The organism is Vibrio sp. Vb2880 (assembly GCF_033337975.1).
Taxonomy (GTDB): domain Bacteria; phylum Pseudomonadota; class Gammaproteobacteria; order Enterobacterales; family Vibrionaceae; genus Vibrio; species Vibrio alginolyticus.
This window is the reverse complement of the sequence record NZ_JAWORT010000012.1, coordinates 1-24528: the sequence shown is the minus strand read 5'-3', so window position 1 is coordinate 24528 and position 24528 is coordinate 1. Positions and strand designations below refer to the sequence as shown.

The window sequence follows — 24528 nt, the reverse complement described above, 5'->3', positions numbered from 1 at the left end:
GCCAGCGCATTTTGGCAAAAATTGATATACACTCATTCATGAAGAGTAAAGGCTAAGAGGTTAGCGAATGACAGATAAAAGCAAAGAAAGTGGCAGCGGTAAATTGCTGTACTGTTCTTTCTGCGGCAAAAGTCAGCACGAAGTTCGCAAGCTAATCGCAGGTCCGTCAGTGTACATTTGCGACGAATGTGTCGACTTATGTAACGATATTATTCGCGAAGAAATCAAGGATGTTCTCCCTAAGAAAGAATCTGAAGCGTTACCAACGCCAAAACAGATCCGTGAACACCTTGATGACTATGTGATCGGGCAAGATTACGCGAAAAAAGTGCTCGCAGTTGCGGTATATAACCACTACAAGCGTTTACGCAATGGTGATACAACGAGCGAAGGTGTGGAGCTTGGTAAGAGTAACATCCTTCTAATTGGTCCTACAGGTAGTGGCAAAACACTACTTGCGGAGACATTAGCTCGATTCTTGGATGTGCCATTTACAATGGCAGACGCGACGACACTAACCGAAGCCGGTTACGTAGGTGAAGACGTTGAAAACATCATCCAAAAGCTTCTGCAAAAATGTGATTACGATGTAGCTAAAGCGGAACGCGGCATCGTTTACATTGATGAAATTGATAAGATTTCACGCAAAGCTGAAAACCCATCTATTACGCGTGACGTATCTGGTGAAGGTGTTCAGCAGGCGCTACTAAAACTTATCGAAGGTACGGTTGCATCGGTTCCACCTCAAGGTGGTCGTAAGCATCCTCAGCAAGAATTCCTACAAGTGGACACATCTAAGATCCTGTTCATCTGTGGTGGTGCTTTTGCTGGCTTAGACAAAGTGATTGAGCAGCGTGTTGCAACAGGTACAGGTATTGGTTTTGGTGCTGAAGTTCGTTCGAAGAATGAATCGAAGACGGTAGGTGAGCTATTTACTCAAGTTGAACCTGAAGACTTAGTGAAGTACGGCCTCATTCCAGAATTCATTGGTCGTCTACCTGTAACAACAACACTGACTGAGCTTGATGAAGAAGCGTTGATTCAGATCCTATGTGAACCGAAGAACGCACTGACCAAGCAATATGCAGCATTGTTTGAGCTAGAAAACGCCGAACTTGAATTCCGTGAAGATGCGCTGCGCGCTATCGCGAAAAAAGCAATGGAGCGTAAAACAGGTGCTCGTGGCTTACGCTCGATTCTTGAAGGCGTGCTACTTGAAACCATGTACGAATTACCATCTGCAACAGACGTTAGTAAAGTCGTGATTGATGAGTCCGTCATTAATGGCGAGTCAGAGCCACTGCTTATTTACAGTAACGCAGACAATCAGGCAGCTGGAGCAGAGTAAATTCAGCCATAATTAAAAAGGAGGTAAGTAATTACCTCCTTTTTTTATTTCTCTTATTGAATCCAAACAATTAGCCCCCATATACTGCCTTAAGTAATACGTTAAACGTGAAAGCGGAAGAGAGAATTATATGAACTTGGAACGTTCCGAGCGTATCGAGATCCCGGTACTACCTCTACGTGACGTAGTGGTCTACCCACACATGGTTATTCCATTGTTTGTTGGTCGTGAGAAATCGATTAGCTGTCTAGAAACGGCGATGGAAACCAACAAACAAGTTCTTCTTGTGGCACAAAAGCAAGCGGATACTGACGAGCCTACGGTTGACGACCTATTTGACGTAGGTACGGTAGCCACCATTCTCCAGCTCTTGAAGCTTCCGGATGGCACAGTAAAAGTATTGGTCGAAGGCCAGCAGCGAGCAAAAATCAATCACTTTAAAGAGAGTGACTTCTTCCTAGCAGAAGCTGAATTTGTTGTTACGCCAGAATTGGATGAGCGTGAGCAAGAAGTGATTGTTCGCAGCGCGATTAATCAGTTTGAAGGGTTCATTAAGCTAAACAAGAAGATTCCACCAGAAGTGCTAACGTCACTTAATGGTATCGACGAAGCCGCACGCTTAGCGGATACCATTGCGGCTCATATGCCGTTAAAGTTGGTGGATAAGCAGCAAGTGCTTGAAATTGTTGACGTTACTGAGCGTCTGGAATTCCTGATGGGCCAGATGGAATCAGAGATCGACTTGCTGCAAGTTGAAAAACGAATTCGTGGTCGCGTTAAAAAGCAAATGGAAAAATCTCAGCGTGAGTACTATCTGAATGAGCAAATGAAAGCGATTCAGAAAGAACTTGGTGAGATGGAAGACGCACCAGACGAGTTCGAAACGCTACAGAAGAAGATTGACGAATCAAAAATGCCTCAAGAAGCACGTGAAAAGACAGAGCAAGAGCTGCAAAAGCTTAAGATGATGTCTCCAATGTCTGCTGAAGCAACAGTGGTTCGTAGCTACATCGATTGGATGGTCAGCGTTCCTTGGGCTAAGCGCTCAAAAGTTAAGAAAAACTTAGCGAAAGCAGAAGAGGTTCTTAATGAAGATCACTACGGTCTAGAACGCGTCAAAGAACGTATCCTTGAATACCTGGCGGTTCAAAACCGTATCAACAAGCTAAAAGGTCCTATCCTTTGTCTTGTTGGTCCTCCTGGTGTAGGTAAAACGTCTCTTGGTCGTTCAATTGCTTCAGCTACAGGCCGTAAGTATGTTCGTATGGCGTTGGGTGGTGTGCGTGATGAAGCGGAAATTCGTGGTCATCGTCGTACTTATATCGGCTCATTACCAGGCAAATTGATCCAGAAGATGTCGAAGGTTGGTGTGAAGAACCCGCTGTTCTTATTGGACGAAATCGACAAAATGTCTTCCGATATGCGTGGTGATCCGGCATCGGCTCTACTAGAAGTACTTGACCCTGAACAGAATAACTCGTTCAACGATCACTACCTAGAAGTGGATTACGATCTCTCTGACGTTATGTTTGTTGCGACATCGAACTCGATGAACATCCCGGGTCCATTGTTAGACCGTATGGAAGTTATTCGTTTATCTGGTTACACCGAAGACGAGAAGCTGAACATTGCAAAACGTCACCTTGTTGATAAACAAGTGAAGCGTAATGGCTTGAAAGCGGATGAGATCGTCATTGAAGATTCTGCAATTATTGGCATCATTCGTTACTATACGCGTGAAGCGGGTGTCCGTAACTTAGAGCGTGAGATTTCTAAGATCTGCCGTAAAGCAGTGAAGAACATCTTGTTGGATAAGGACATCAAGTCAGTAACGGTAACGATGGACAACCTAAAAGAGTACTTGGGTGTTCAACGTTTCGATTACGGTAAAGCGGATGAAAGTAACCGAATTGGTCAAGTAACTGGCCTAGCTTGGACAGAAGTGGGTGGCGATCTATTAACGATTGAAACTCAATCAATGCCAGGTAAAGGTAAGCTGACACAAACGGGTTCTCTTGGTGATGTGATGCAAGAGTCTATCCAAGCAGCAATGACAGTGGTTCGCTCTCGTGCAGAAAAGCTAGGTATCAATACTGACTTCTACGAGAAGAAAGATATTCACGTACACGTACCGGAAGGCGCGACACCAAAAGATGGCCCAAGTGCGGGTACAGCAATGTGTACGGCATTGGTTTCTTCTCTGACAGGCAACCCTGTGAAAGCAGAAGTAGCGATGACGGGTGAAATCACACTGCGTGGTGAGGTTCTACCTATCGGCGGCCTAAAAGAGAAGTTACTTGCGGCACACCGTGGTGGCATTAAGACAGTGCTAATTCCAAAAGATAACGAGCGTGATTTGGAAGAGATTCCTGATAATGTTATCGCTGATCTGGAAGTTATCCCTGTACAGTGGATTGATGAAGTACTGAAAGTCGCACTAGAGCGAGACCCGACGGGCGTTGAGTTTGAGTCTCAAAAATAGTGATGTGTAGCAAAAATAAGTAAAAGTTTACGCTGATAAGCCCAAAAAGGCTTGTCAGCGTTTTTTTTGGGCGCTAAGTTAGTTTCGATAGCTGTCAGCCCTTGATGAATAAGGGGTGGAGCATATTTTCTTAACAATGGAACGAAAGTCATCACAAAAATAATCACAGATGACACAAAGGGGAAATTACAGTGAATAAAACTCAGTTAGTAGAACAAATCGCAGAAAATGCAGATATTTCTAAAGCGTCAGCGGGTCGTGCTCTAGATGCATTCATCGAAGCAGTAAGCGGAACTCTTCAATCTGGTGATCAAGTCGCTCTAGTTGGCTTTGGTACATTCAGCGTTCGCACTCGTGCTGCACGTACTGGTCGTAACCCAAAAACTGGTGAAGAAATCCAAATCGCAGAAGCAAAAGTACCAGCTTTCAAAGCTGGTAAAGCACTGAAAGACGCTTGTAACTAATTACGGCGTTATTTCTGTAACCGGCCATTTGCTTAACTTTTGCTCAAACAATAAGTTTCGAACAAAAATTTACAAACTTCGAGCCGAACTTTCTTAAATTATGCGCATCATACTGATGCGCATTTCTTTTTCTGATATTATTGCGCCATTATTTCTATTAGATAGAAGCAGTAGGCTTCAATTGTGGAGAGCAGTTAAATTATGATGGATCGACTACGCGAAGGCGTGAATAGCATCGCGGTCAAAATTATCCTTGGACTTATCATCCTGTCTTTCGTATTTGCAGGTGTAGGTAGCTACATCGTTGGTGGTAGCAACAACTCTGCAGCGAAAGTCGGTAACACTGAGATTCCTCGTGGTGAGTTCGAGATGGCATACCAAAATGAGCGTAACCGTATGCAAGCTCAGTTGGGTGACTACTTCTCTCAAATGCTGGCTGACCCTGCATATGTTGAATCTTTCCGCAAATCCGTTTTAGATCGAATGATCAATGACGTGTTGCTTGACCAACAAGCTGAAGCTTTGGGTCTGCGAATCAGCGACACTCAAGTGCGTAGCATGATTCTAGACATGCCTCAGTTCCAATCTAATGGTCAGTTTGATCAAGAGATCTATCAAGCTTCTTTGCGTCGTGCAGGCTTTTCGCCAGACTCTTTTGCTGAGTACATGCGTCGTGAATTGGTTCGTGAGCAACTGCTGAATGCGCTACAAAACAGTGAATTTATTCTGCCGGGTGAAGTACAAGCAGAAGGCAAGCTGTTCACTCAAACTCGTGATATTCGCACGATTCAGATCGACTTAGCGGAGTTTGCGAAAAATATTGAATTGACCGACGAAGAAATTCAAGAGTACTACAAAGCAAACCCAGACAACTTTACACGCCCAGAGCAGGTCAAAGTCTCTTACATCGAACTGTCAGCTGAAGCGCTAAAGGAACAAGTTAATGTTTCTGATGCTGAGGTGAAAAAGTACTACGACGAGCACTTAAACAAATACTCTTCAGAAGAGCAACGACGTGTCGCTCACATTCTTGTAGAAGGGGACGATGAAGCAAAAGCGCAAGCTATCCTAGATGAGCTAAACGCGGGTGCAGATTTTGCGACGCTTGCTCAAGAGAAATCTGACGATTTTGGCAGCGCTGAAAACGGTGGTGACCTAGGTTGGATTGAGCGTGATGTGATGGACCCTGCTTTTGAAGAAGCGGCATTCGCACTGAAGAATCCTGGCGATACGTCGGGTCTAGTAAAGTCGGACTTTGGCTATCACATTATCAAGCTTGAAGAGCTAAAAGATTCTGTGGCGAAGCCATTTGAAGAAGTCGCTGCTGAAATCAAACAAGAGATGGTCGACCAACAAGCGATCGATCAATTCTACGAGTTGCAAAATGAGCTTGAGCGCGTAGCGTTTGAATACCCAGACTCATTGTATGATGCTTCTCAAGTGGTTAACCAAGAAGTGAAGACAACGGACTTTATTTCTCAGGTTGATGCACCTGAAGTGCTTCGTAGCCCTGCGGTAATGCAAGCTATCCTAAGCCCTGAAGTTAAAGAAGATGGCCTAAACTCTGAAGCTATCGAAGTTGCGCCTGAGCATATTATCGTTGTTCGTGTTGAAGATGCGCGTGACGAGACAGTTCTTCCACTAGAAGAAGTGAAAGATCAGGTTGTTGCAGAGCTATCTCGTGTTAAAGGTGAGCAAGAAGCGATGGAACTTGGAACACAAGTCGTTGCGGCATTGAAAGAAGGTAAGACGAACGTGCTTGCTGAAAACAATCTTGCCTTTGGTGAACAAGAGACAGTAGATCGTCGTTCTCCGTTGGCAACAACGGTATTCGCGATGGCAAAACCAGTCGATGGTAAACCAGTATACGGTCAGTCTAAAGATCTTGAAGGTAACATCATTATCATCGAGCTTGATGCTGTAAACGCAGAGCTAGATAGTGAGTTAGAAGATCAAGTTGCGATGCAAATGCAGCGTGCATCTTCTCAGCAAGACTTATCATCTGTACTAGCCGTACTGCGTGCAAATACTGACATTGAGTACTTTGTTGTGAGCAACTAAGCACAATTAGTGTAATTTGTATGTTGAATAAAACGGACCGCATAAGCGGTCCGTTTTATTTTTGTCTTTATGAACTTCAATCATCAATAGGCATTACTTAAATTAGTGCGCGTTTAAGTGATAGCGGCCGTTGTGAATTCCGGGTCATCTCAGTTTGTTAAATGCATAACCATATTGCTTTCCATTGCAAACTTGATAGTGACTCGCTCTCGACGACTGTTTTTAGCCTACTATTTTGGAGATTGTATGTTCAATATGAAATGGATTTTGACATTGTGCTTATTTGTTTTTGCACCTTTTAGCATGGCTGCGGATTCAGCCACTGACAAATATGAAGGAATTGAAATTACTGTAAATATCAACACGGCCACTGCTGAAGAAATTGCGACCATGTTGAAAGGTATAGGTGAGAAGAAAGCGCAGAGTATAGTGGACTACCGCGAGGAACATGGCCCTTTTAAAACGGCAGCAGATTTGAAGAGCGTAAAAGGCATAGGTGAAGCGACAGTTAAGAAAAACGAAGACCGCATTTTACTGTAGCTTGATGTATTGCAGATATTGAGTCTGAATTCAGAACAATATCTGTTTCCCTATTACTGCTTTCCCGAACCAGCCCCTCTTTCGTGGTTCGGGATTTTTTATCCGAATAAACGACGGCGAAGGCCTTTTTCCAGTAAAGCCATTACTAACCCACCGAGTGCGCCAAACATATGAGCATCAATAGCAACGTTTGCACCGATAAGCTCAGCAGTACTGCTTGATGGGCCATAGACCTGCTCCCATGCTACTTTGGCGATTAGCCCTCCGACTAACAACACACTGCTTCTTCTACTTTCAAAGACTTCTCTGAGCGCCCAAAATCCAAACAATCCGTGTAATACGCCGGATAAACCCACGTACACCGACATGTTGGTAAACAAATTCAGCGCACCAACACATGCACATAAGATTGAAAAAACGATAAGGAAGTTACGAGTGCTTGGGCGAAAAATAAAAGTAATGATCCACAATCCGGCGAGGTTCATTCCTAAGTGCGCAAAGTTGGTATGTGTGAGATTTCCTGTTACGATTCGCCACCATTCACCATGGCGTATATTGTAGCTGTGCCACTCGGTTAGGCTTGCCATTGGTTCAAATTGAAGTATCAAACAGATCACGCTGATAATACTCAGCAAGGTATAAAGGTTCACTCTATGTCTCGTTATTGTTCTCGTTGTGGAAAATCGCAAAAAGCGTGTATTTGCCAATGGATTGTACCGCTGGCAAGCGAGGTAGAACTTATCATTCTTCAGCACACGAGTGAAGAACATCGTCCGCTTGGTACGGCACGGATTCTCAATTTGAGTTTAGATAACTGTATTTGTTTGATAGGAGAGGACTTTTCTTGTGATGATGTCTTAAATCACTTATTAGCGGATGAGTCATATCAACATTTTGTTCTTTACCCATCAGAAGGGTCACGATGCATTTCTGAAATCACTCAAGCGAGTCATAGTGTATCTAAGAAAATACGTTTGATTTTGCTCGATGGTACGTGGAAAAAAGCGTACAAAATGTGGCAACTCTCAAGCAACTTACATCCACTCCCAACCGTGCAGTTGCCTAAGCAACTACAAGGGCACTACACCATTCGTAAGGCGCCCTCTGAGAATAGCTTATCGACAGTCGAGGCAGGTTATCATTCGCTTCGCTTGCTTGAACCCGATCGAGACTTTACACCGCTTATGCATGCCTTTGAAAATATGATCGAATTCCAAATCGCCCAGATGCCTCCGGGCGTTTTTGAAAAGAATTATTTGAAAGGTTGAGTGTTACTAAAGAACGATGGAAGAGAAAAGTTGGCGGTGTAGCTTTTGTGCGTGACCATCGGTCATTGCAGAAATGTAATCGGCGATGACCCTCATCTTATTGCTTTCGCTCTTCGCCTGACACCACAGCTCTTTTGTATGAACGGGTAGTAAGCGCTCTGGGTCTGCTGTTAACGCTTCAAAAATATCCATAATAATTTGCTGACCCTTATACTCAACGATCTGGACCTGCGGGACTTGGATAACGAAGGTGCTGACAAAGTGCTTGAGTACGTCAAGTGCACGTGCCATCTGTGGTTCTAAACACGCATTCCAAGAAAGTAAAGGGTTATTAAACGGGTCATCCACCGTTTTGATTGAAATGCTGGTCAGTAGCGCGTTAACCATACCACCGATAGCATCTTTCCGCTCATGGTGCTTACCGCTAAATAGCATCTGTCCGATGGAATCGATATGAGCTTCAAACCACGGGTCGCCACAGTCCGCTAATTGACTTGCTGCGCCTTCTTGCCATTGCTGACGTGTCACCATACCAAGTACGATTGCATCTTCTAAATCATGAACACCGTAGGCGATATCATCTGCTAGCTCCATGATTGAGCAATCGATTGATTTAAAACGCGTTTTACTGTGCTCAAACTCCGATTCTGGCGTTGAACGCATCAGACTAAGCAATGCCTTGTCGTTGTCAGAAAGCGGTGCAATTACCCAATCAAATAAGTCTTTATCACAATCATAAATGCCTTTAGCTGGGCTCCAATCTTTTGCTTTTAGTTTACGTTGATGCTCGGCTGGTTGAGGCAATTTGACGGAGCGTGTTTGACTAATGAGGGCAGGGTACTTAATCAAACCAAGCAGTGTGCGGCGTGATAAATTCATTCCGAAATGCTCGGTATAAGGCTCTAACTTAGTGACGATACGAAAGGTTTGGGCGTTCCCCTCGAAGCCGCCATGTTCGCGCATTACGTAGTTTAGAGCGACTTCTCCCCCGTGACCGTATGGAGGATGCCCGATGTCGTGCGCCAAACATAATGAATCAATTAAGCTGTCTGACGGCAATAGATCACGGAACTCTGGTTGTTTTTTCTTTAGTTGGGCGACGATACCAGTCCCGAGTTGCGACGCTTCTAAGGAGTGTGTTAACCGGCTGCGGTGAAAGTCTTCCAAGCTATTGCCGTGTACTTGGGTTTTTGCTTGTAGGCGTCGAAATGCAGCCGAGTGAAGAATGCGCGCTCGGTCTCGTTGGTACGGGCTCCGATGGTCGTCTCGACGGATTTTATGCTCATCATCATGGCGCTCTTGCCATTGCGGGTGTAATTCAAACGACACGATTATCTCCGTAAGCTAACTGATTTCATCTAACGATAATTCGAAACTTGGGGCAAAGGTATTGAGAAAGTAATCCATTTCAGGCGTTCTGCGTTCTTGCAAAGTGACGTCTAAGCGTTTTTTTGCCAGAGCGAACTCATGGTTGCCGGCGCTTAGTTCTTCGAGACATTTTAAATAGGCACAGATGGAATCGGCTTGCTTAACGATTTTTGCGTCCTCTTCGTGAGCAGAGTGAGAAAGAAGATAGGGGGCAAAGTCATCTTGGAACTCTTCCGGTAACATTGAGAGTAATTTTTGCTCCGCTGCCGATTCTATCTTCTTATATTCTTTGGCAATTTCAGGGTTGTAATACTTCACTGGAGTCGGAAGATCACCCGTTAATACTTCACTGGAGTCATGGTACATGGCAAGAATCGCGATGCGTTCTGGATTAAGGTTGCCGCCGAACTTTTTGTTTTTAATGAGGGCAAGGGCATGAGCGACAAAAGCAACTTGTAAGCTATGCTCTGAAACGTTTTCTGGTGAGACGGACCGCATTAAAGGCCAGCGTTGGATCAGCTTCATTCGAGCCAGGTGGGCGAAAAAATGGCTTTCTTTCATGGCTTTCTCCGTTTCTGGTGTAAAAAAGGAACTCACTAGGAGTTCCTCTAAGCATATGAGAGATCAGCACTAATTACTACCAGTGATTCATTACTGGCTGTAGGTTGATAGGAATCTTTCAAAACGTCCAATGGCGATTTCTAGATCTTCAACGTGCGGTAGTGTCACGATGCGGAAGTGGTCTGGTTTTGGCCAGTTAAAGCCGGAACCTTGCACCAGTAAGACTTTCTCTTGTTTTAAGAAATCTAAAACCATCTGTTGATCGTTCTTGATGTTGTACATTTTAGTGTCGATTTTCGGGAAGAGGTACATCGCCCCCTTAGGTTTGACACAAGAAACGCCAGGAATCTGATTGATCAGTTCATACGCTCGGTTGCGCTGCTCTAACAAGCGTCCGCCAGGTAAAATCAGTTCATTGATACTCTGGTATCCACCTAACGCGGTTTGAATGGCATGTTGCATTGGTACGTTTGCACATAAACGCATCGATGAAAGCAGCTCCAAGCCATTCACGTACCCTTGAGCCAGATGTTTAGGCCCCGTTAAGAACATCCAGCCACCACGGAAACCACAAACACGGTAGGCTTTTGAAAGGCCATTGAATGTCATGACTAGCACGTCTTCAGTGAGTGTGGCGACTGAGGTATGTGTTGCACCGTCGTACAACACTTTGTCATAGATCTCATCTGCGAAAATGATCAGTTTGTGCTGGCGTGCTATCTCAATCACTTCAAGTAGGAAGTCACGGCTGTATACCGCACCTGTCGGGTTGTTCGGGTTGATCAGAACAATGCCACGTGTCTTTGGTGTGATTTTCTTTTTGATGTCTTCAAGGTCTGGGTACCAGTCAGCTTCTTCATCACATAGATAATGAACCGGCTTACCACCAGATAGTGCAACTGAAGCTGTCCATAACGGATAGTCTGGTGCTGGGATCAGCATTTCGTCGCCATTGTTTAATAGCGCTTGCATGGCCATTACGATCAACTCAGACACGCCGTTACCTACATACACATCTTCGACATCTAGCGAGCGTATACCTTTACGCTGATAGTGTTGGACCACAGCTTTACGAGCAGAGTAAATACCTTTGGAATCACAATAGCCTTGAGAAGTCGGCAGATTACGAATCACGTCGACTAAAATCTCATCAGGGGCGTCAAAACCAAATGGGGCAGGGTTACCAATGTTTAGCTTTAGGATTTTATGCCCTTCTTCCTCCATGCGCTTAGCATGTTTGAGTACAGGACCCCTAATGTCGTAGCAGACATTGTCGAGTTTTGACGACATCCCGATATTTTGCATTGTTTAATTCCTAAAAATTCGTTAATTTCTTTATTAAAATACAATAATTTGTTTTTTATTAGAATATATATCTGTAAATAATCTGTCTGCTGGTTAAGTTTTGCTCGCTTGCTATCACAGGATTTTGCAAAAGATCGCATACGACCTTGATTTGCTTTGGGTCTAAACTTAGAGTAGCCGTCAGTTACCATTTATCCTCACATACAACGAGGTTGATTTGTCACAGTTCCATCAAGCCGTAAAGAGAATTATCGAGCGAGTTCAGCAATCGGAAGGCAATCAAACACGTCTGGTCGAGCCCCTTAGCGAGAAACCTAATTTCTCATTTATTGATTGGCTTGATGCACAACCACTTTTCCCTAAGTTTTATTGGCAGTCCCGCGATACACGTGAAGAGGTCGTTGCACTAGGGCAATTGCACGCTTTTGTTGAGCCAGGTCCTGCTTATACCATTCTAGGTGAAGGGCAAAGAGTCTGGGGCGGGCGCTCTTTTGATGGACAGCATGAGAAGAATCGTCGCTGTATGCCTTCTTTTTTCTTTTTGCCTCAAATTGAGTTAATTCGTTTTGACCAACAGTGGTCTCTCGCAGTTAATATTTCAGAAGACAAAGCGCGAACTCTAGCTGGGTTGAATAAACTGGTTTGTGAGGTCGCGACCTTAGCTCCAATTTCGTCTCACATCCGCTCTATTGTTCATACGCCAAGTCAGCCTCAATGGAATGAGTTAGTTCATAAGGTTCTGACTGGTATAGAGAATGATGATTTTAAGAAAGTGGTTTTAGCGCGTCGCTCTACCGTGCAGCTTGATAACACATTAAGTGCTGCACAGCTACTTAAAGCAAGTTACTTAAATAACCATCATAGCTTCCATTTCATGCTGAGCTTAGACAGTAAGCACAGTTTTATGGGGTCTACGCCAGAACGTTTGTATTCTCGCGTAGGGCATGAGCTACATACCGAAGCGTTAGCAGGTACGATTGGTCGGGGAGACAATGCCACTCAAGATATGGAGTTGGCGAATTGGTTATCCCAAGACCAAAAGAACCTCAACGAAAACCAGTATGTGGTGGACGACATCATTGATCGTCTATCACCGCATTCTGAAATGGTTGAAGTGGAAGCTGAACCGAGTTTGGTCAGACTACGAAAAGTGCAGCACCTTAAGCGAAATATTCACGCTAGTCTAAGAGCGGGGATAAATGGTGTTCAGTTGTTATCGGCGCTTCAGCCAACAGCGGCGGTTGCTGGCTTACCCCGACAAGAGTCCATGCAGTTTATTCTTGATAATGAGCCCTTTGCACGCGGCTGGTACGCGGGGTCAATGGGTTATATAAGCCATGAACGAGCAGAGTTTTGTGTCGCAATCAGAAGCGCGCTTGTGCTCGGTGATCAAGTACAACTGTTTGCGGGCGCAGGGATTGTGCCTGGTTCTGTGGCAGAACATGAGTGGGCAGAACTTGATAAGAAAATGTCGACGTTACTTACGCTGATTTCTGATCATCCGCCATTGGGAGTCGCATCATGAGTCATGACCAAGCGGTGCTCAATCGAGTTTGGTCAGAAACCATATTGATTGAGCTTCAGCGATTTGGCGTTAAGCATGTTTGTATCGCTCCCGGATCTCGTTCTACTCCTTTAACTTTAGAAGCGGCAGAACAGTCCGACTTTTCCATTCATACTCATTTTGATGAGCGTGGACTGGGCTTTATGGCTCTTGGTTTAGCGAAAGCTACTCAGGAGCCAGTGGCAATTATCGTTACCTCTGGTACGGCAGTGGCGAACCTATTACCGTCGGTTGCCGAAGCCAAACTTACTGGTGAAAAACTGGTGCTGCTGACAGCAGATCGTCCAGTAGAACTTGTCGGCTGTGGTGCAAACCAAGCGATAAATCAATTGGGTATTTTTTCACATCATGTTTCGGCCAGTTTGAATTTACCAAGCCCAAATTTAGCAACGTCGCTTAACTGGTTGCTGACCTCTGTTGACGAAGTGATGTTTACTCAGCAATTGCAGGGTAGTGCTGTTCATATTAATTGTGCATTTCCAGAGCCTTTGTATTCCAACGGCGCAAAAGCGGATTATCAAACCTACTTAGATTCGGTCGCCGGATGGCGAAAAGGAAGCGGCACTTATACTCAGCGTTTTAGCCATTTGTCACAGGCGAACATCCCGCCTTTTTCGGACAAAAAAGGCTTGGTTGTGATTGGCAGCTTACCGCTTGAACAAGCGAAGTCGGCGCAGGCATTTGCACAAAAGATGGGATGGCCAGTACTTGCAGACCCGCAAAGTGGTCTCAGTTCGGATTGGGCGTGTTACGATGTATGGCTTCAACTTCCCGAGTTCGCAAACGAGCTTGAATCTTGTGAACTTATTATCCAATTTGGTAGCCGAATCATCTCCAAACGTTTGAACCAATGGATTGATAAACAAGTATCGAAAAATCAACAAAGTAAAGACGTTCAGTATTGGTATGTCTCACCTTGTATGGACCGGAATAACCAAAATCATCTGGCGCAAATGCACTGGGTTGAGCCTCCTAAAACGTGGGTTTCTCGCATTAGTTTTGAGAAGTCAATATTTGCTGGGTGGGCTGATAGGTTAGCGAATGACGTTAAGCGAGTTCATCAACGTATCGAAGAAGCCTTCCTATCTGATTCAGCGTCTGCCATTGACGAAATTGCGTTGGCAGCAGACATCAACGAGCGCACAAAGAACGTAGATGTTTTCTTGGGTAATAGCTTGTTTGTTCGGCTTGTTGATATGTACGGAAAATTGGATGGTGTAGAGGTTTTCACTAATCGAGGCGCGTCAGGGATTGACGGTTTGTTTGCTGCGGCATCAGGCGTGCAACGGGCAAGAGGTAATCCGTTACTGATGTATATCGGTGACACAGCAGCACTTTATGATCTCAATTCTCTGGCGCTATTTTCTCACAATAAACTGCCGGCGGTACTTGTTATTACCAATAATGACGGCGGTGCGATTTTTGATATGTTGCCAGTACCACCAGAGCGCAGGACGACATATTATCAAATGCCTCATGGTTATCAGTTTGAACACGCGGCAAAGCAGTTTGGTTTGGCGTATTTGCATGTTTCTACACTGGAGCAATTCCAATCATCTGTAAAAGAGCATTTATGTCACGGCCAAGGAACGTTGCTGGTCGAGGTTCAAACCCCATCTAACCAAGCTGCTGAGACACTCAAGGCATTTAATAAGAGTCTGAATGCTTTACTTTGAACGTTTCCCTGTATTAGAAAAACACCAAAGTAGAACGTTGCCCACTTTGGTGTTTTTGCATGGCTTACTCGGTAGCGGTGCCGATTGGCTCGCGTGTTTAAATGCATTACCCGAATATGAGCGTGTTACGGTTGACCTTCCTGGTCATGGGCATAGCCAATCTATTTCTTGCAGCGATCTGAATGATTGCTGCAAACTTCTTGGTTCCACACTATCTTTATTATTTCCCTCACAACAACCACTTATTTTGATTGGTTACTCTATGGGCGGCCGCATTGCGATGCATGGTATTGCCCATCAATGCTTTCCAGATCTCAATATTGCAGGCGCGATTATTGAAGGGGGAAACTTCGGGCTTCAAACTGAGTCAGATAGACAGGCACGATTCGAAAACGATTCGCGCTGGGCAAAGCGTTTCAAAACTGAGCCTCTTGCCTGTGTTTTGAACGATTGGTACCAACAGTTGGTCTTTTCTTCACTAAACCATGAGCAAAGACAAACATTCATTGCGAAGCGAAGTGATAATCTTGGCTCAGCGGTGGCGAATATGTTGATGGCGACATCGTTAGCCAAACAGGCATATTTGTTACCCTCACTGCAAAAGCAGAACATACCAGTGTATTACTTGTGTGGTGAGAAAGACCAAAAATTTAGCCAACTGGCACAACGTAGCGGGTTGGCGTATCGACAAGTTGAAAGCGCTGGTCATAACGTCCATCAAGAGCAGCCCAAACAGTTTGCGATACATACCAAGCAAATAATTCAGTCTCACTTTGGTGAGAGTAACGAGAACAATGGGAATCACCATGGCTAAAACAGTAGGCATTTCTGAAGAAGAACTTTACGCTCCGGTTCAATGGAAAGATTGCGGCGAGAAATACGAGGACATTCATTACCATAAGTCTGAAGATGGTATCGCGAAAATCACCATTGCGCGTCCTCAAGTGCGTAACGCGTTTCGTCCTCAAACGGTAAAAGAGATGATTGATGCGTTGGCAGATGCGCGTTACGACTCTGGTGTTGGCGTGATCATTCTGACAGGTCTAGGTGAAGACGCATTCTGTTCTGGCGGCGACCAGAAGATCCGTGGCGACTATGGCGGCTATAAAGATGACCAAGGTACGCATCACCTAAACGTATTGGACTTCCAACGCGATATTCGTACTTGTCCAAAACCAGTGATCGCATCGGTAGCGGGTTGGGCTGTTGGCGGTGGTCACGTTCTGCACATGATGTGTGACCTAACGATTGCAGCTGACAACGCTCAATTTGGTCAAACAGGCCCTAAAGTGGGTTCATTTGATGGCGGTTGGGGTGCATCTTACATGGCTCGCATCGTAGGCCAAAAGAAAGCTCGCGAAATTTGGTTCCTATGTCGTTTCTACAATGCTCAAGAAGCGGTAGACATGGGCCTAGTAAACACAGTTGTACCACTAGCGGATCTAGAGAAAGAAACCGTTCGTTGGTGTCGTGAAGTACTACAGCACAGCCCAATGGCATTGCGCTGCCTGAAAGCTGCATTAAACGCAGATTGTGATGGTCAAGCGGGTCTGCAAGAGCTAGCGGGTAACGCAACGATGATGTTCTACATGACTGATGAAGGCCAAGAAGGTCGTAACGCCTTTAACGAGAAGCGTCGCCCAGACTTCGATAAATTCCCTCGCAACCCATAATCCGTCTAAATGAGGAGCGTGTTAGCTCCTCTGTTCCTTTTTTCCTGAGCGCCTCGCCCTCTGGGAGGCTGGTGGGATTGCTCGTCAGAACGCTCAAATATACGGCATTACATAGGACTTGAATTATGCGTGAAGCGAAAATTTATCGTTATAGCTTGCCCATGGATAGTGGTGTCATCCTACGTGACAACAAGCTAACCGAACGTGTTGGTTATGTTGTTGCGCTTTCTGAAGGTGACCAAATAGGGTTTGGAGAAGTCGCTCCTCTTCCTAGTTTTAGTTTAGAGAGCACCGAAGATGCGGGTGTTCAGCTACAAGAACAGGCGGAGCGTTGGGTAGCAGAGTTGGATGTGGATTATGCCAATATGTACCCGTCGGTTGCGTTTGGTTTATCGATGGCACAGCTTGAATTAGCTGGTGGCTTACCACAACAAGGTAAATACCAAACAGCGCCACTATGCACTGGCGACCCAGATGAGCTCATTCCAAAGCTGAACGAAATGGAAGGTGAGAAAGTCGCTAAGGTGAAAGTTGGACTTTATGAGCCAATTCGCGATGGCATGCTTGTGAACCTTTTTCTTGAATCAATCCCTCAATTAACGCTTCGACTCGATGCCAATCGCGCTTGGACACCAGAAAAAGCGCAGCAGTTCGCTAAGTACATTGCTCCGTCTCTGCGTCAACGAATCACGTTTCTAGAAGAGCCGTGCCGCTCTCCTGGCGATAGTCTCTCTTTTGCGATTAATACTGGTATTGCTATCGCTTGGGATGAAACATTGCAAGATGCGGTTCGTCGTGAAGATTTCCGTCTTGAAGATCTAACTGGTGTGAAAACGGTCATCATCAAACCCACACTCATTGGTTCAGTGGATTTTTGTATTACACTGATAGAGAAAGCGAAGTCACTGGGGATGAAAGCGGTTATTAGCTCGAGCATTGAATCCAGTCTCGGTTTAACGCAATTAGCGCGCTTTGCCCAATGGCAGCTGCCTGATGAAGTTCCAGGTTTGGATACGATTGGCCTATTCAAAGCTCAGTTAGAGCAAGGCTGGCCTAAGTGTGAACTTCCCGTTTTTCCTCTGAAAGATCAGGAGATTGTGTGGCATTCTGCATAGACAATGTTGCGAAGGCACCGTGGAAATATTGGGCTCAAACGAGCCCTTTTTCTATTGCACTCAAGACACCAACAGAAACATTAAACTGGCAACAACTCTCAGTACGTATTGAGCAATACGCTCACTATTTGAATGACTTGGGCGTAACGCGGGGAGATGTGCTGACTTTGGTAGGTAAAAACCAAGTCGAAACTCTGCTGTTTTATCTTGCCTCCAAACAGTTAGGTGCGCTCGCTGCGCTGACCATGGAACAACCACTAGATAAGTTGCAGGGTAAGCTTGCTACACTTTACAGGCCTGATCAAACTCGGTTTATCTGGTTTTCTCAGGAGTGCGCTTCGACCTTTTCTGAACATGATATACAAAAACTCGAGGCAACATTGCTTTCACCGCCCTTAGTTTCACAACAAGAGCGTGATGCGGTGATTGAAGATGCCTATCACCATGACAGGCTCGCTTCAGTGGTATTTACCTCTGGCTCGACAGGGGAGCCTAAAGCCGTGGTTCATACACATCGACAACACCTTGCTTCAGCAGAAGGCTTGTTGCAAGAGTTCATTTTCACTCAGCAAGATTCTTGGCTATTGTCGCTTCCGCTTTATCACGTCTCTGGATTGGCGATTGTATATCGTTGGCTATATGTCGGAGCGACATTGAAAATCGGTACAGGAAAACTTGTCGAAGATATTCAGGGCGTATCACACGCTTCTTTGGTTGCGACTCAGCTCAAACGGTTATTGGATGATGATGCACATTTGTCATTGACACATGTGCTACTTGGCGGCAGCCACGTTGATCACGAGTTGGCACTACGAGCAACAGGGCAAGGCATTGAGACATGGTTAGGTTATGGGATGACGGAGGCGGCCTCTACCGTTACCGCAAAGAGAATTGACAGCACCAGTAATGCTGGACATGTATTGAAGCACCGTAAGATAAAATTAGTTGACCAACGCATTTTTATTGGCGGTAAGACATTAGCGGCAGGGTATTTCCATCAAGGACATGTTACCCCATTTCTGGATGAGAAAGGCTGGTTTGACAGCAAGGATCTTGGCGAGTGGCAAGGTGATGAATTAAAGATAATCGGCCGTGCCGACAATCAGTTTATCTCTGGTGGTGAGAATATCCATTGTGAAGAGATTGAAGCCGCTTTGAACCAAATTGATGGTGTAGTGCAGAGTATAGTGGTTCCAGTCGAAGACGCGGAGTTTGGTCATAGACCAGTAGCTGTGATTCAGACCAATGGATTGCGCAGCAAGTCGGAGTATGACCAGCACTTGCAATCAAAGTTAGAGAAGTTTAAATGGCCAGTGGAATACCATGTAATGCCAGAAACTCTACTAGAAGGTGGGATCAAAATTTCACGTAAGGCCGTGAAAGAGTGGCTGTTGTCATCACTTCAGCATTAGTCAATTTTGCTATGTATTAGTCATAAAGAGAATTTCGTATCCTTATAACTCTGAATCATAATTATGCTTCTTAGTGGAGAGAAAATGCATAAGGTTCAGGATGGCAAAGCTAGTTTTAATTGCGGCAGTAGCACTACAAATTGGTATCGCGATAAGTAGTGAAGGGCTAGCCCGCTCTCTTGCAGAGCTAACGGCATTTTTGAACGCTATTGCGTTGGTCGTTATATACAAAAATAGCAAACGGGAAATACCGTCCCCTCAACGCGATAAGCAGACCACCAATATCTAAAACAGTAACCAACTTAGAGAAGTGGTCGAAATTAACACCCACAGAGTCACACCAAACAACAGTGGCTTAGCTCCAGCAGACTTTAGTTTTGAAATTGAAATGCTACAACCTATCAAGAACAGACATACAACCAACGCTTGCTTTGCTCCAATGAAAATGCCGTGATAGACCATTTCAAATTGAGGAAAGAAGTCGCTAAATGCGATAGCTGCACAGTACCAAAAAATGAAATAAGGGATAGCTAGTTTTTTCTTTCCATTCTCTTTTTGGCCTCTTGAAAAGATGACGGCACTGATCAAAGCAACAGGAATGATCCATAAAGCGCGCGCGAGTTTCAATGTTGTTGCCGTCGTTAGTGCTTCTTCCCCATAGGCCGAGGCAGCCCCGACAACAGAAGATGTGTCATGAATGGCAATCGCAGCCCATGTGCCAAACGTGTGTTGATCTAGCCCTAAAGCATGTCCAATCACAGGAAACACAAAGAGTGCAATGGAGTTCAGGACAAACACTGTTGCCAGTGCTAATCCAATCTGCTCGTCTTTCGCTTTAATCGCCGGTGCCACAGCAGCAATTGCGCTACCACCACAAATTGCAGTACCTGATGAGATTAAGTAAGCGGTTACTCGCTCCAATTTAATTACCCTGGCAATGAGAGTGCCCATGATCAGTGTGCCTGTAATAGTGGCGATGATCAGGCCGATACCATCCGATGTGACTGTAAGTGCTTGCTCAAAGTTGATGCCAAAGCCTAAGCCAATAATCGAGTAAGACAGCAGCTTTTTAGTAAAAGAAGCGATGGGCAGCTCGGAAGGCACAAAACCAAAACTTGCGAGTAGAAAACCGATAACTAGAGCAATGGGAGAGGAGGCAAGAGGGGTTAGACAAAAAAGTAACGCCAATCCAAACAGGAGGTAGTTTCTATTCAAGGTTTTTATTCGCTGTTGTGAATGAAAGGGAGAGTATATCGCACTGGGTGTGGTCAGTTTGTCTTAATGATTTGAACACATGTTCAGTTATCCTAAACATGTGTTCAAGTGTATTTATCGCCAGTCGCCTCTAAGTTGATGCACTTTATCGAACATTGTTTTTGCCGTTGCTTCATTTGGTGGCACCGGTTGTCCTGCCTCAATTTCTAGCTTTGACCAAAATCGAGTCGGTAAGCCACAGCATGCGTGACCTTTTGCGCGGCTGAAATAGCTTCCCCATAATCCTTTTAGTGCAACAGGTATGACAGGTACTGGGCTACGACGTAGAATGATATCAATACCGCGCATGAATTCATTCATTTCACCATCTGAAGTTAATCTTCCTTCAGGGAAAATACAGACGATATGACCTTCGCTTAGCGCGGCTTCCACATCGTTAAATGCACGTCTGATAGAGCTTCTGTTACTCGCTGAAATTGGAATTACCCCAGTTCGACGTAAAAAGCGCCTTAATGGAGGTAGGTTGGCGTAATCTTCCTCCATCACAAAACGAATCAACCTTGGGCATACTGCACTAAGTAGCAATGCATCCATGTAGCTTACATGATTACATACAATCAATGCCCCACCATGCTCGGGTAGGTTGTGTAGATTCTTATGCTTAACTCGATAGATGGTGTGCGTAAGCATCCACATGACAAAGCGAACTACAAAAATAGGTATTTGCAAAAAGATGTAAGCGGCAACTAAGAAATTTAAAATGGCTAACAATGCAAACAGCTGAGGAATTGTCATCTTGATTACACTTAGGCACACAATACCCAAGACAGCGCTGCCGACCATAAACAGAGAGTTAAAGATGTTGAGCCCTGCGATGACTTGAGCACGTTCGGTTTCCTTTGCTCGATGCTGCATTAATGCGTAAAGAGGCACGATAAACAAACCGCCCGAAGCGCCAATCATCAATAGGTAGAAAAATAATGGCCAAAAAGGCTCATATCTAAAGAAGTCTACAAAGTTATGGAAAATAGGTAGATCATTGGGAATGGAAGTGGCCATTAGGTACCCAAATACCGTAATGCCAAAGGCACCAATTGGCACAATACCGACTTCGATACGATGGTTTGAGATCCAATTGCAAAGTAGCGACCCTAGCGCGATACCAATGGAAAATAGAGCGAGCAAGAAAGACACCGCACTCTCGGTGCCATTTAGGTAAATCTTAGTGAAATTCGGGAATTGTGTTAGATATGCGGCGCCTAAAAACCAAAACCAGCTTATTGCCATTATGCATTGAAAAACAACTCGATCGGATTTGGCGATAGAGAGCGTGTGTTTGGTTTGCTTATATGGTTGCCAACGAAAAGAGAGATTGGGCGCGCTGGCTGCAGCAAAGGGGATTGAGCGGCTCGACAAGTAGCCTAACAATGCGAAGATCACGACACAAAATGCGGCGAGGTATTTTGCGTTGTCTGCAGAGGCTATAATCCCAGCGCCTAAGGTGCCAATAAGGATGGCGATAAAGGTACCAGCTTCAACAAGAGCGTTGCCGGGCACTAATTCTTTAGCATTTAACTTTTGAGGCAAAAGGGCATATTTAACTGGGCCAAAAAATGCTGACTGTGTGCCCATTAAAAACAGTAGCAATAAAAGCACACCATAACTTTCGGTTATGAATCCGATGGCACCTAACAGCATGATGGCTATTTCAAATAGTTTGACCTTACGAATAAACCATGACTTTTCATATTTGTCGGCTAATACGCCAGCGGAAGCAGAGAACAGAAAGAACGGTAGAATGAACAAGCCTGCCGCAAGGTTGATGAACAAATTGCTCGAAATAGGCAGTGCACTGGAGCCAGCGAATGCGACAAACAACAGCAAAACGTTTTTAAAAATATTGTCGTTAAAAGCGCCAAGAAATTGAGTAATGAAATAGGGCAGGAATTTTCTCTGCGTAAGTAAGGACGGCTGTCTGTCGGATGACATGTATAATCCTTTGTTACCAGTTCGTGAGGTAGTTGGAAAGAAGATTACTGATCAACTCTTTGCCATCAATCGGTTCACTAGAGAAAAACTTATCATCAACACTGAGTAAAGTAATGCCATGTACGCCAGACCAAAGGACTCGACTCGCTTGAATCACTTCGGATTCAGTACGATGTGGTGCGATTTGAGCCAATAGTGACTCTAGCATTCCCGTCATACCATCGATACGTTTGGCATGCCATTCCGGAAGTTCTGCTCCATTCATGTTGTGTTCGAACACTAACTGCCAACGGTATGGGTGTTTTTGAGCAAAATCGTGGTAGCAATAAGCGAGTTCAAAAAGCGCTTGATGGGAGTCTTTGCTGTCATTAGTCGCTTTGCGTGCTTCTTGAGATAACTCATCTAAAGTTTGAGCGACAACATGAAGCAACAACAAATTATAATTACCAAAAACATTTACCAATGTGCTTGGCACGTAACCAATCATGTTAGCGATTTTACGAAGACTGAGTTCGTGGTAAGAATTCTCATCTAAAAAGTTTTTGACCGTTGTTAACGTCAAATTCACTAACTCTTCTCGGGTGTGATCGTTTCTGCGCGCCATACTCTCAAACTACTTTATTGAACATCGTTCAATATGATAGTCAGCTACCTATTAACCGTCAACAAGGCAATGTGTCCAAGTGCCCTCAAGGTGTAGGATTCTGAGCTGTGTCACTGATTCTAATTCAAGTAAAACAATCTGGAGTATTAGTGAACTTATTCCATACTTTTTTTACATTGATCAAGCGCCTTCAGCTGAATTGTAAGCAGTGTGAGCAGTCTGCATTTTTGGCAATATTCTGATACATGTCAGCTTCTATAAGCTATTTTCATCAATCGGTATACAGAGTATGATGACTTAAAAATCATCTTTGGCGTGCTACTGTTTGAAACAACGATTGTTTCGTCTTGAAAATGGGGCACTATCTTAGATAGCTAACTTTAAGGATAACGATGAAACGTTTATTTTCTATTGTTGCTTTATTGATGTTTACTGTTGCTGTAGCGCCTATCGCGGAAGCGAAGAAGTTTGGTGGCAGTAAGTCTTTCGGTAAGAGCTACAAAACCGCACCAGCACCGAAACAACAGCAACAAAACACCAATACGGTCGGCAAAGATCAGACGACAAAGTCTTCAAGTAAGAAAGGCCTTATGGGTGGTCTGCTAGGCGGACTTCTGGCTGGTGGTCTACTTGCTGCATTCTTTGGCGGTGCTTTTGAAGGTATCCAGTTTATGGATATCCTAATTATTGGTTTGATTGCCTTTGTCATCTTTAAACTAATGCGCGGTATGCTAGGTGCGAAGCAGGGCAGTATGAACCAGCATCGTCAACAGCCTGCATTTGGTGGCAACGCATCTAAGTTTGAGCAACCAAACATGCAAAACTTTGAGCAACAACCAAACACAAATAATGGTGGCTTTGGTGGTTTTGGCGCTCAAACAGACGTACCACATAACTACCCACCGGGTTTTGACCAAGCAGCGTTCATTAATGGTTCTCGTGAACACTATCGAATCCTGCAAGGTGCGTGGAATCACAACCAGCTAGAAACTATTGAAGAATATGTTTCTCCAAGCTTGTTTGAAGACCTAAAAGCAGAGCGCGCGAAGCTCGACGGTGAGCAGCATACTGACGTAATGTACGTTGATGCGGAGATCGTCCGTGCTGATTACGATGCAAATAAAGCACAGCTTAGTCTGCAGTTTAGCGGTCGTTACCGTGACACAGTAGAAGGTGTTGAAGAAGAAATCGAAGATATCTGGCACCTAGAGCGTGACTTGACTGCGCCTAATGCGCCATGGTTAATCGTTGGTATTCAAGGCTAGTCACCTTTAAACCAATTTAGTCACTAGTAAAAATCCCGCATCCCCTGCGGGATTTTTTGTATCTATCATTTATATTTCTTGTACGTGTTTTTATGCAAACATCACTAATTGAGTCCGTTTGGTAATTTTGCGAGCCCACTTTTTCTAGTAAGTCCTCAAGTGTTTTCCTATTTATATTGAACATTCATATTAAGGCCATACGAACTAACAAAATCAAAATAGCTAGTACATTGTTTGTAGGGTAAAGATCTGCTCCTCAGCCTTTTGTTTGTGGAGTTTCACATGGGGTTGGTTGCTTTAGTGAGATTGAGTATAGGTTATACCAATCGTAGTAAATAACTGGTCATTCTAGCTTGTTAAAATACTCGATAACTGCGCCTTGTTCTCAAGCATTTTCCCTACGCTATTTCTGATCACTTATTTACTGTGATAGGTATTCAATCGAGCAGAGTTTCGGTTAGGAGTGAAAGGTTCGTTGTAGTAGGACTATGCTATCAAGATCCTGAAACGAAAAAAGCCAGCTCAATGAGCTGGCTTCTTCAATATGGTGGAGGGGGACGGATTCGAACCATCGAAGGCAGTGCCGGCAGATTTACAGTCTGCTCCCTTTGGCCACTC

At 44.6% G+C, this 24528-nt stretch carries 21 protein-coding genes; 14 read left to right on the top strand and 7 right to left on the bottom strand.

Annotated features, from left to right (window positions below; genetic code table 11):
* The first annotated feature begins 67 nt into the window (after positions 1–67).
* The 5 genes from clpX to R7M92_RS14185 all read left to right on the top strand — a co-directional run bounded on the left by clpX (position 68) and on the right by R7M92_RS14185 (position 6895).
* Positions 68–1348, top strand: a complete 1281-nt coding sequence (gene clpX, locus R7M92_RS14205) for an ATP-dependent protease ATP-binding subunit ClpX (RefSeq protein ID WP_005382345.1) — start codon at positions 68–70, stop codon at positions 1346–1348.
* Between the two features lie 130 nt (positions 1349–1478).
* Positions 1479–3830, top strand: a complete 2352-nt coding sequence (gene lon, locus R7M92_RS14200) for an endopeptidase La (RefSeq protein ID WP_005382343.1) — start codon at positions 1479–1481, stop codon at positions 3828–3830.
* A 191-nt stretch (positions 3831–4021) separates the two neighbouring features.
* Complete coding sequence (locus tag R7M92_RS14195) at positions 4022–4294, top strand: HU family DNA-binding protein (protein WP_005382341.1); 273 nt, start codon at positions 4022–4024, stop codon at positions 4292–4294.
* Positions 4295–4495: 201 nt separating this feature from the next.
* On the top strand, positions 4496–6355 hold the full coding sequence (gene ppiD, locus R7M92_RS14190; RefSeq protein ID WP_258479537.1) for a peptidylprolyl isomerase: 1860 nt from the start codon (positions 4496–4498) through the stop codon (positions 6353–6355).
* 255 nt (positions 6356–6610) lie between these two features.
* Positions 6611–6895: a ComEA family DNA-binding protein gene (locus R7M92_RS14185; protein WP_031777211.1), complete on the top strand. Its 285-nt coding sequence runs from the start codon at positions 6611–6613 to the stop codon at positions 6893–6895.
* Between the two features lie 98 nt (positions 6896–6993).
* Here R7M92_RS14185 and rrtA read toward each other — a convergent pair whose 3' ends face one another.
* On the bottom strand, positions 6994–7545 hold the full coding sequence (gene rrtA, locus R7M92_RS14180; protein ID WP_005382331.1) for a rhombosortase: 552 nt from the start codon (positions 7543–7545) through the stop codon (positions 6994–6996).
* 3 nt (positions 7546–7548) lie between these two features.
* Between rrtA and R7M92_RS14175 the strand changes: the two genes are divergently transcribed.
* A complete protein-coding gene (locus tag R7M92_RS14175; RefSeq protein ID WP_258479539.1) occupies positions 7549–8163 on the top strand; it encodes a tRNA-uridine aminocarboxypropyltransferase in 615 nt (204 codons plus the stop codon).
* 6 nt (positions 8164–8169) lie between these two features.
* Here the strand turns inward: R7M92_RS14175 and R7M92_RS14170 are convergent, their stop codons facing one another.
* The 3 genes from R7M92_RS14170 to R7M92_RS14160 all read right to left on the bottom strand — a co-directional run bounded on the left by R7M92_RS14170 (position 8170) and on the right by R7M92_RS14160 (position 11397).
* On the bottom strand, positions 8170–9492 hold the full coding sequence (locus tag R7M92_RS14170) for an anti-phage deoxyguanosine triphosphatase (RefSeq protein ID WP_258479540.1): 1323 nt from the start codon (positions 9490–9492) through the stop codon (positions 8170–8172).
* 15 nt (positions 9493–9507) lie between these two features.
* Positions 9508–10092 carry a 5'-deoxynucleotidase gene (gene yfbR / locus R7M92_RS14165; RefSeq protein ID WP_025766954.1) on the bottom strand — a complete coding sequence of 195 codons (585 nt, stop codon included), beginning with the start codon at positions 10090–10092 and terminating at the stop codon, positions 9508–9510.
* Positions 10093–10182: 90 nt separating this feature from the next.
* Entirely contained in the window at positions 10183–11397 is a 1215-nt protein-coding gene (locus R7M92_RS14160) for a pyridoxal phosphate-dependent aminotransferase (protein WP_005384283.1), read from the bottom strand.
* Positions 11398–11614: 217 nt separating this feature from the next.
* Between R7M92_RS14160 and R7M92_RS14155 the strand changes: the two genes are divergently transcribed.
* The 7 genes from R7M92_RS14155 (at position 11615) to R7M92_RS14125 (ending at position 19126) form a co-directional block, all read left to right on the top strand.
* A complete protein-coding gene (locus R7M92_RS14155; RefSeq protein ID WP_171344887.1) occupies positions 11615–12922 on the top strand; it encodes an isochorismate synthase MenF in 1308 nt (435 codons plus the stop codon).
* On the top strand, positions 12919–14637 hold the full coding sequence (gene menD / locus R7M92_RS14150) for a 2-succinyl-5-enolpyruvyl-6-hydroxy-3-cyclohexene-1-carboxylic-acid synthase (RefSeq protein WP_318133676.1): 1719 nt from the start codon (positions 12919–12921) through the stop codon (positions 14635–14637). The genes R7M92_RS14155 and menD overlap by 4 nt, the downstream gene beginning before the upstream one ends.
* A complete protein-coding gene (menH, locus tag R7M92_RS14145; RefSeq protein ID WP_222716718.1) occupies positions 14624–15451 on the top strand; it encodes a 2-succinyl-6-hydroxy-2,4-cyclohexadiene-1-carboxylate synthase in 828 nt (275 codons plus the stop codon). Before menD ends, menH begins: the two co-directional genes overlap by 14 nt.
* Positions 15444–16310 carry a 1,4-dihydroxy-2-naphthoyl-CoA synthase gene (gene menB / locus R7M92_RS14140; protein WP_005382318.1) on the top strand — a complete coding sequence of 289 codons (867 nt, stop codon included), beginning with the start codon at positions 15444–15446 and terminating at the stop codon, positions 16308–16310. The genes menH and menB overlap by 8 nt, the downstream gene beginning before the upstream one ends.
* Before the next feature lie 125 nt (positions 16311–16435).
* Positions 16436–17425, top strand: a complete 990-nt coding sequence (gene menC / locus R7M92_RS14135) for an o-succinylbenzoate synthase (protein WP_222716717.1) — start codon at positions 16436–16438, stop codon at positions 17423–17425.
* Positions 17410–18837 carry an o-succinylbenzoate--CoA ligase gene (gene menE / locus R7M92_RS14130; RefSeq protein ID WP_222716716.1) on the top strand — a complete coding sequence of 476 codons (1428 nt, stop codon included), beginning with the start codon at positions 17410–17412 and terminating at the stop codon, positions 18835–18837. The genes menC and menE overlap by 16 nt, the downstream gene beginning before the upstream one ends.
* 100 nt (positions 18838–18937) lie before the next feature.
* Complete coding sequence (locus R7M92_RS14125) at positions 18938–19126, top strand: hypothetical protein (protein WP_182016593.1); 189 nt, start codon at positions 18938–18940, stop codon at positions 19124–19126.
* Here R7M92_RS14125 and R7M92_RS14120 read toward each other — a convergent pair.
* The 3 genes from R7M92_RS14120 to R7M92_RS14110 all read right to left on the bottom strand — a co-directional run bounded on the left by R7M92_RS14120 (position 19123) and on the right by R7M92_RS14110 (position 22645).
* The gene (locus R7M92_RS14120; protein ID WP_115385833.1) at positions 19123–20052 is read right to left on the bottom strand and encodes a YeiH family protein; all 930 of its coding nucleotides are present in this window, start codon (positions 20050–20052) and stop codon (positions 19123–19125) included. The two genes, R7M92_RS14125 and R7M92_RS14120, sit on opposite strands and share 4 nt — an antisense overlap.
* A 114-nt stretch (positions 20053–20166) precedes the next feature.
* Positions 20167–22041, bottom strand: coding sequence for an MFS transporter (locus R7M92_RS14115; protein WP_262592552.1), 1875 nt, complete (start codon positions 22039–22041; stop codon positions 20167–20169).
* Positions 22042–22054: 13 nt separating this feature from the next.
* On the bottom strand, positions 22055–22645 hold the full coding sequence (locus R7M92_RS14110) for a TetR/AcrR family transcriptional regulator (protein ID WP_005382308.1): 591 nt from the start codon (positions 22643–22645) through the stop codon (positions 22055–22057).
* Positions 22646–23037: 392 nt separating this feature from the next.
* Here R7M92_RS14110 and R7M92_RS14105 point away from each other — a divergent pair, with 392 nt between their 5' ends.
* Positions 23038–23910 carry a Tim44 domain-containing protein gene (locus R7M92_RS14105; protein ID WP_318133672.1) on the top strand — a complete coding sequence of 291 codons (873 nt, stop codon included), beginning with the start codon at positions 23038–23040 and terminating at the stop codon, positions 23908–23910.
* The last annotated feature ends 618 nt before the right edge of the window (positions 23911–24528 follow it).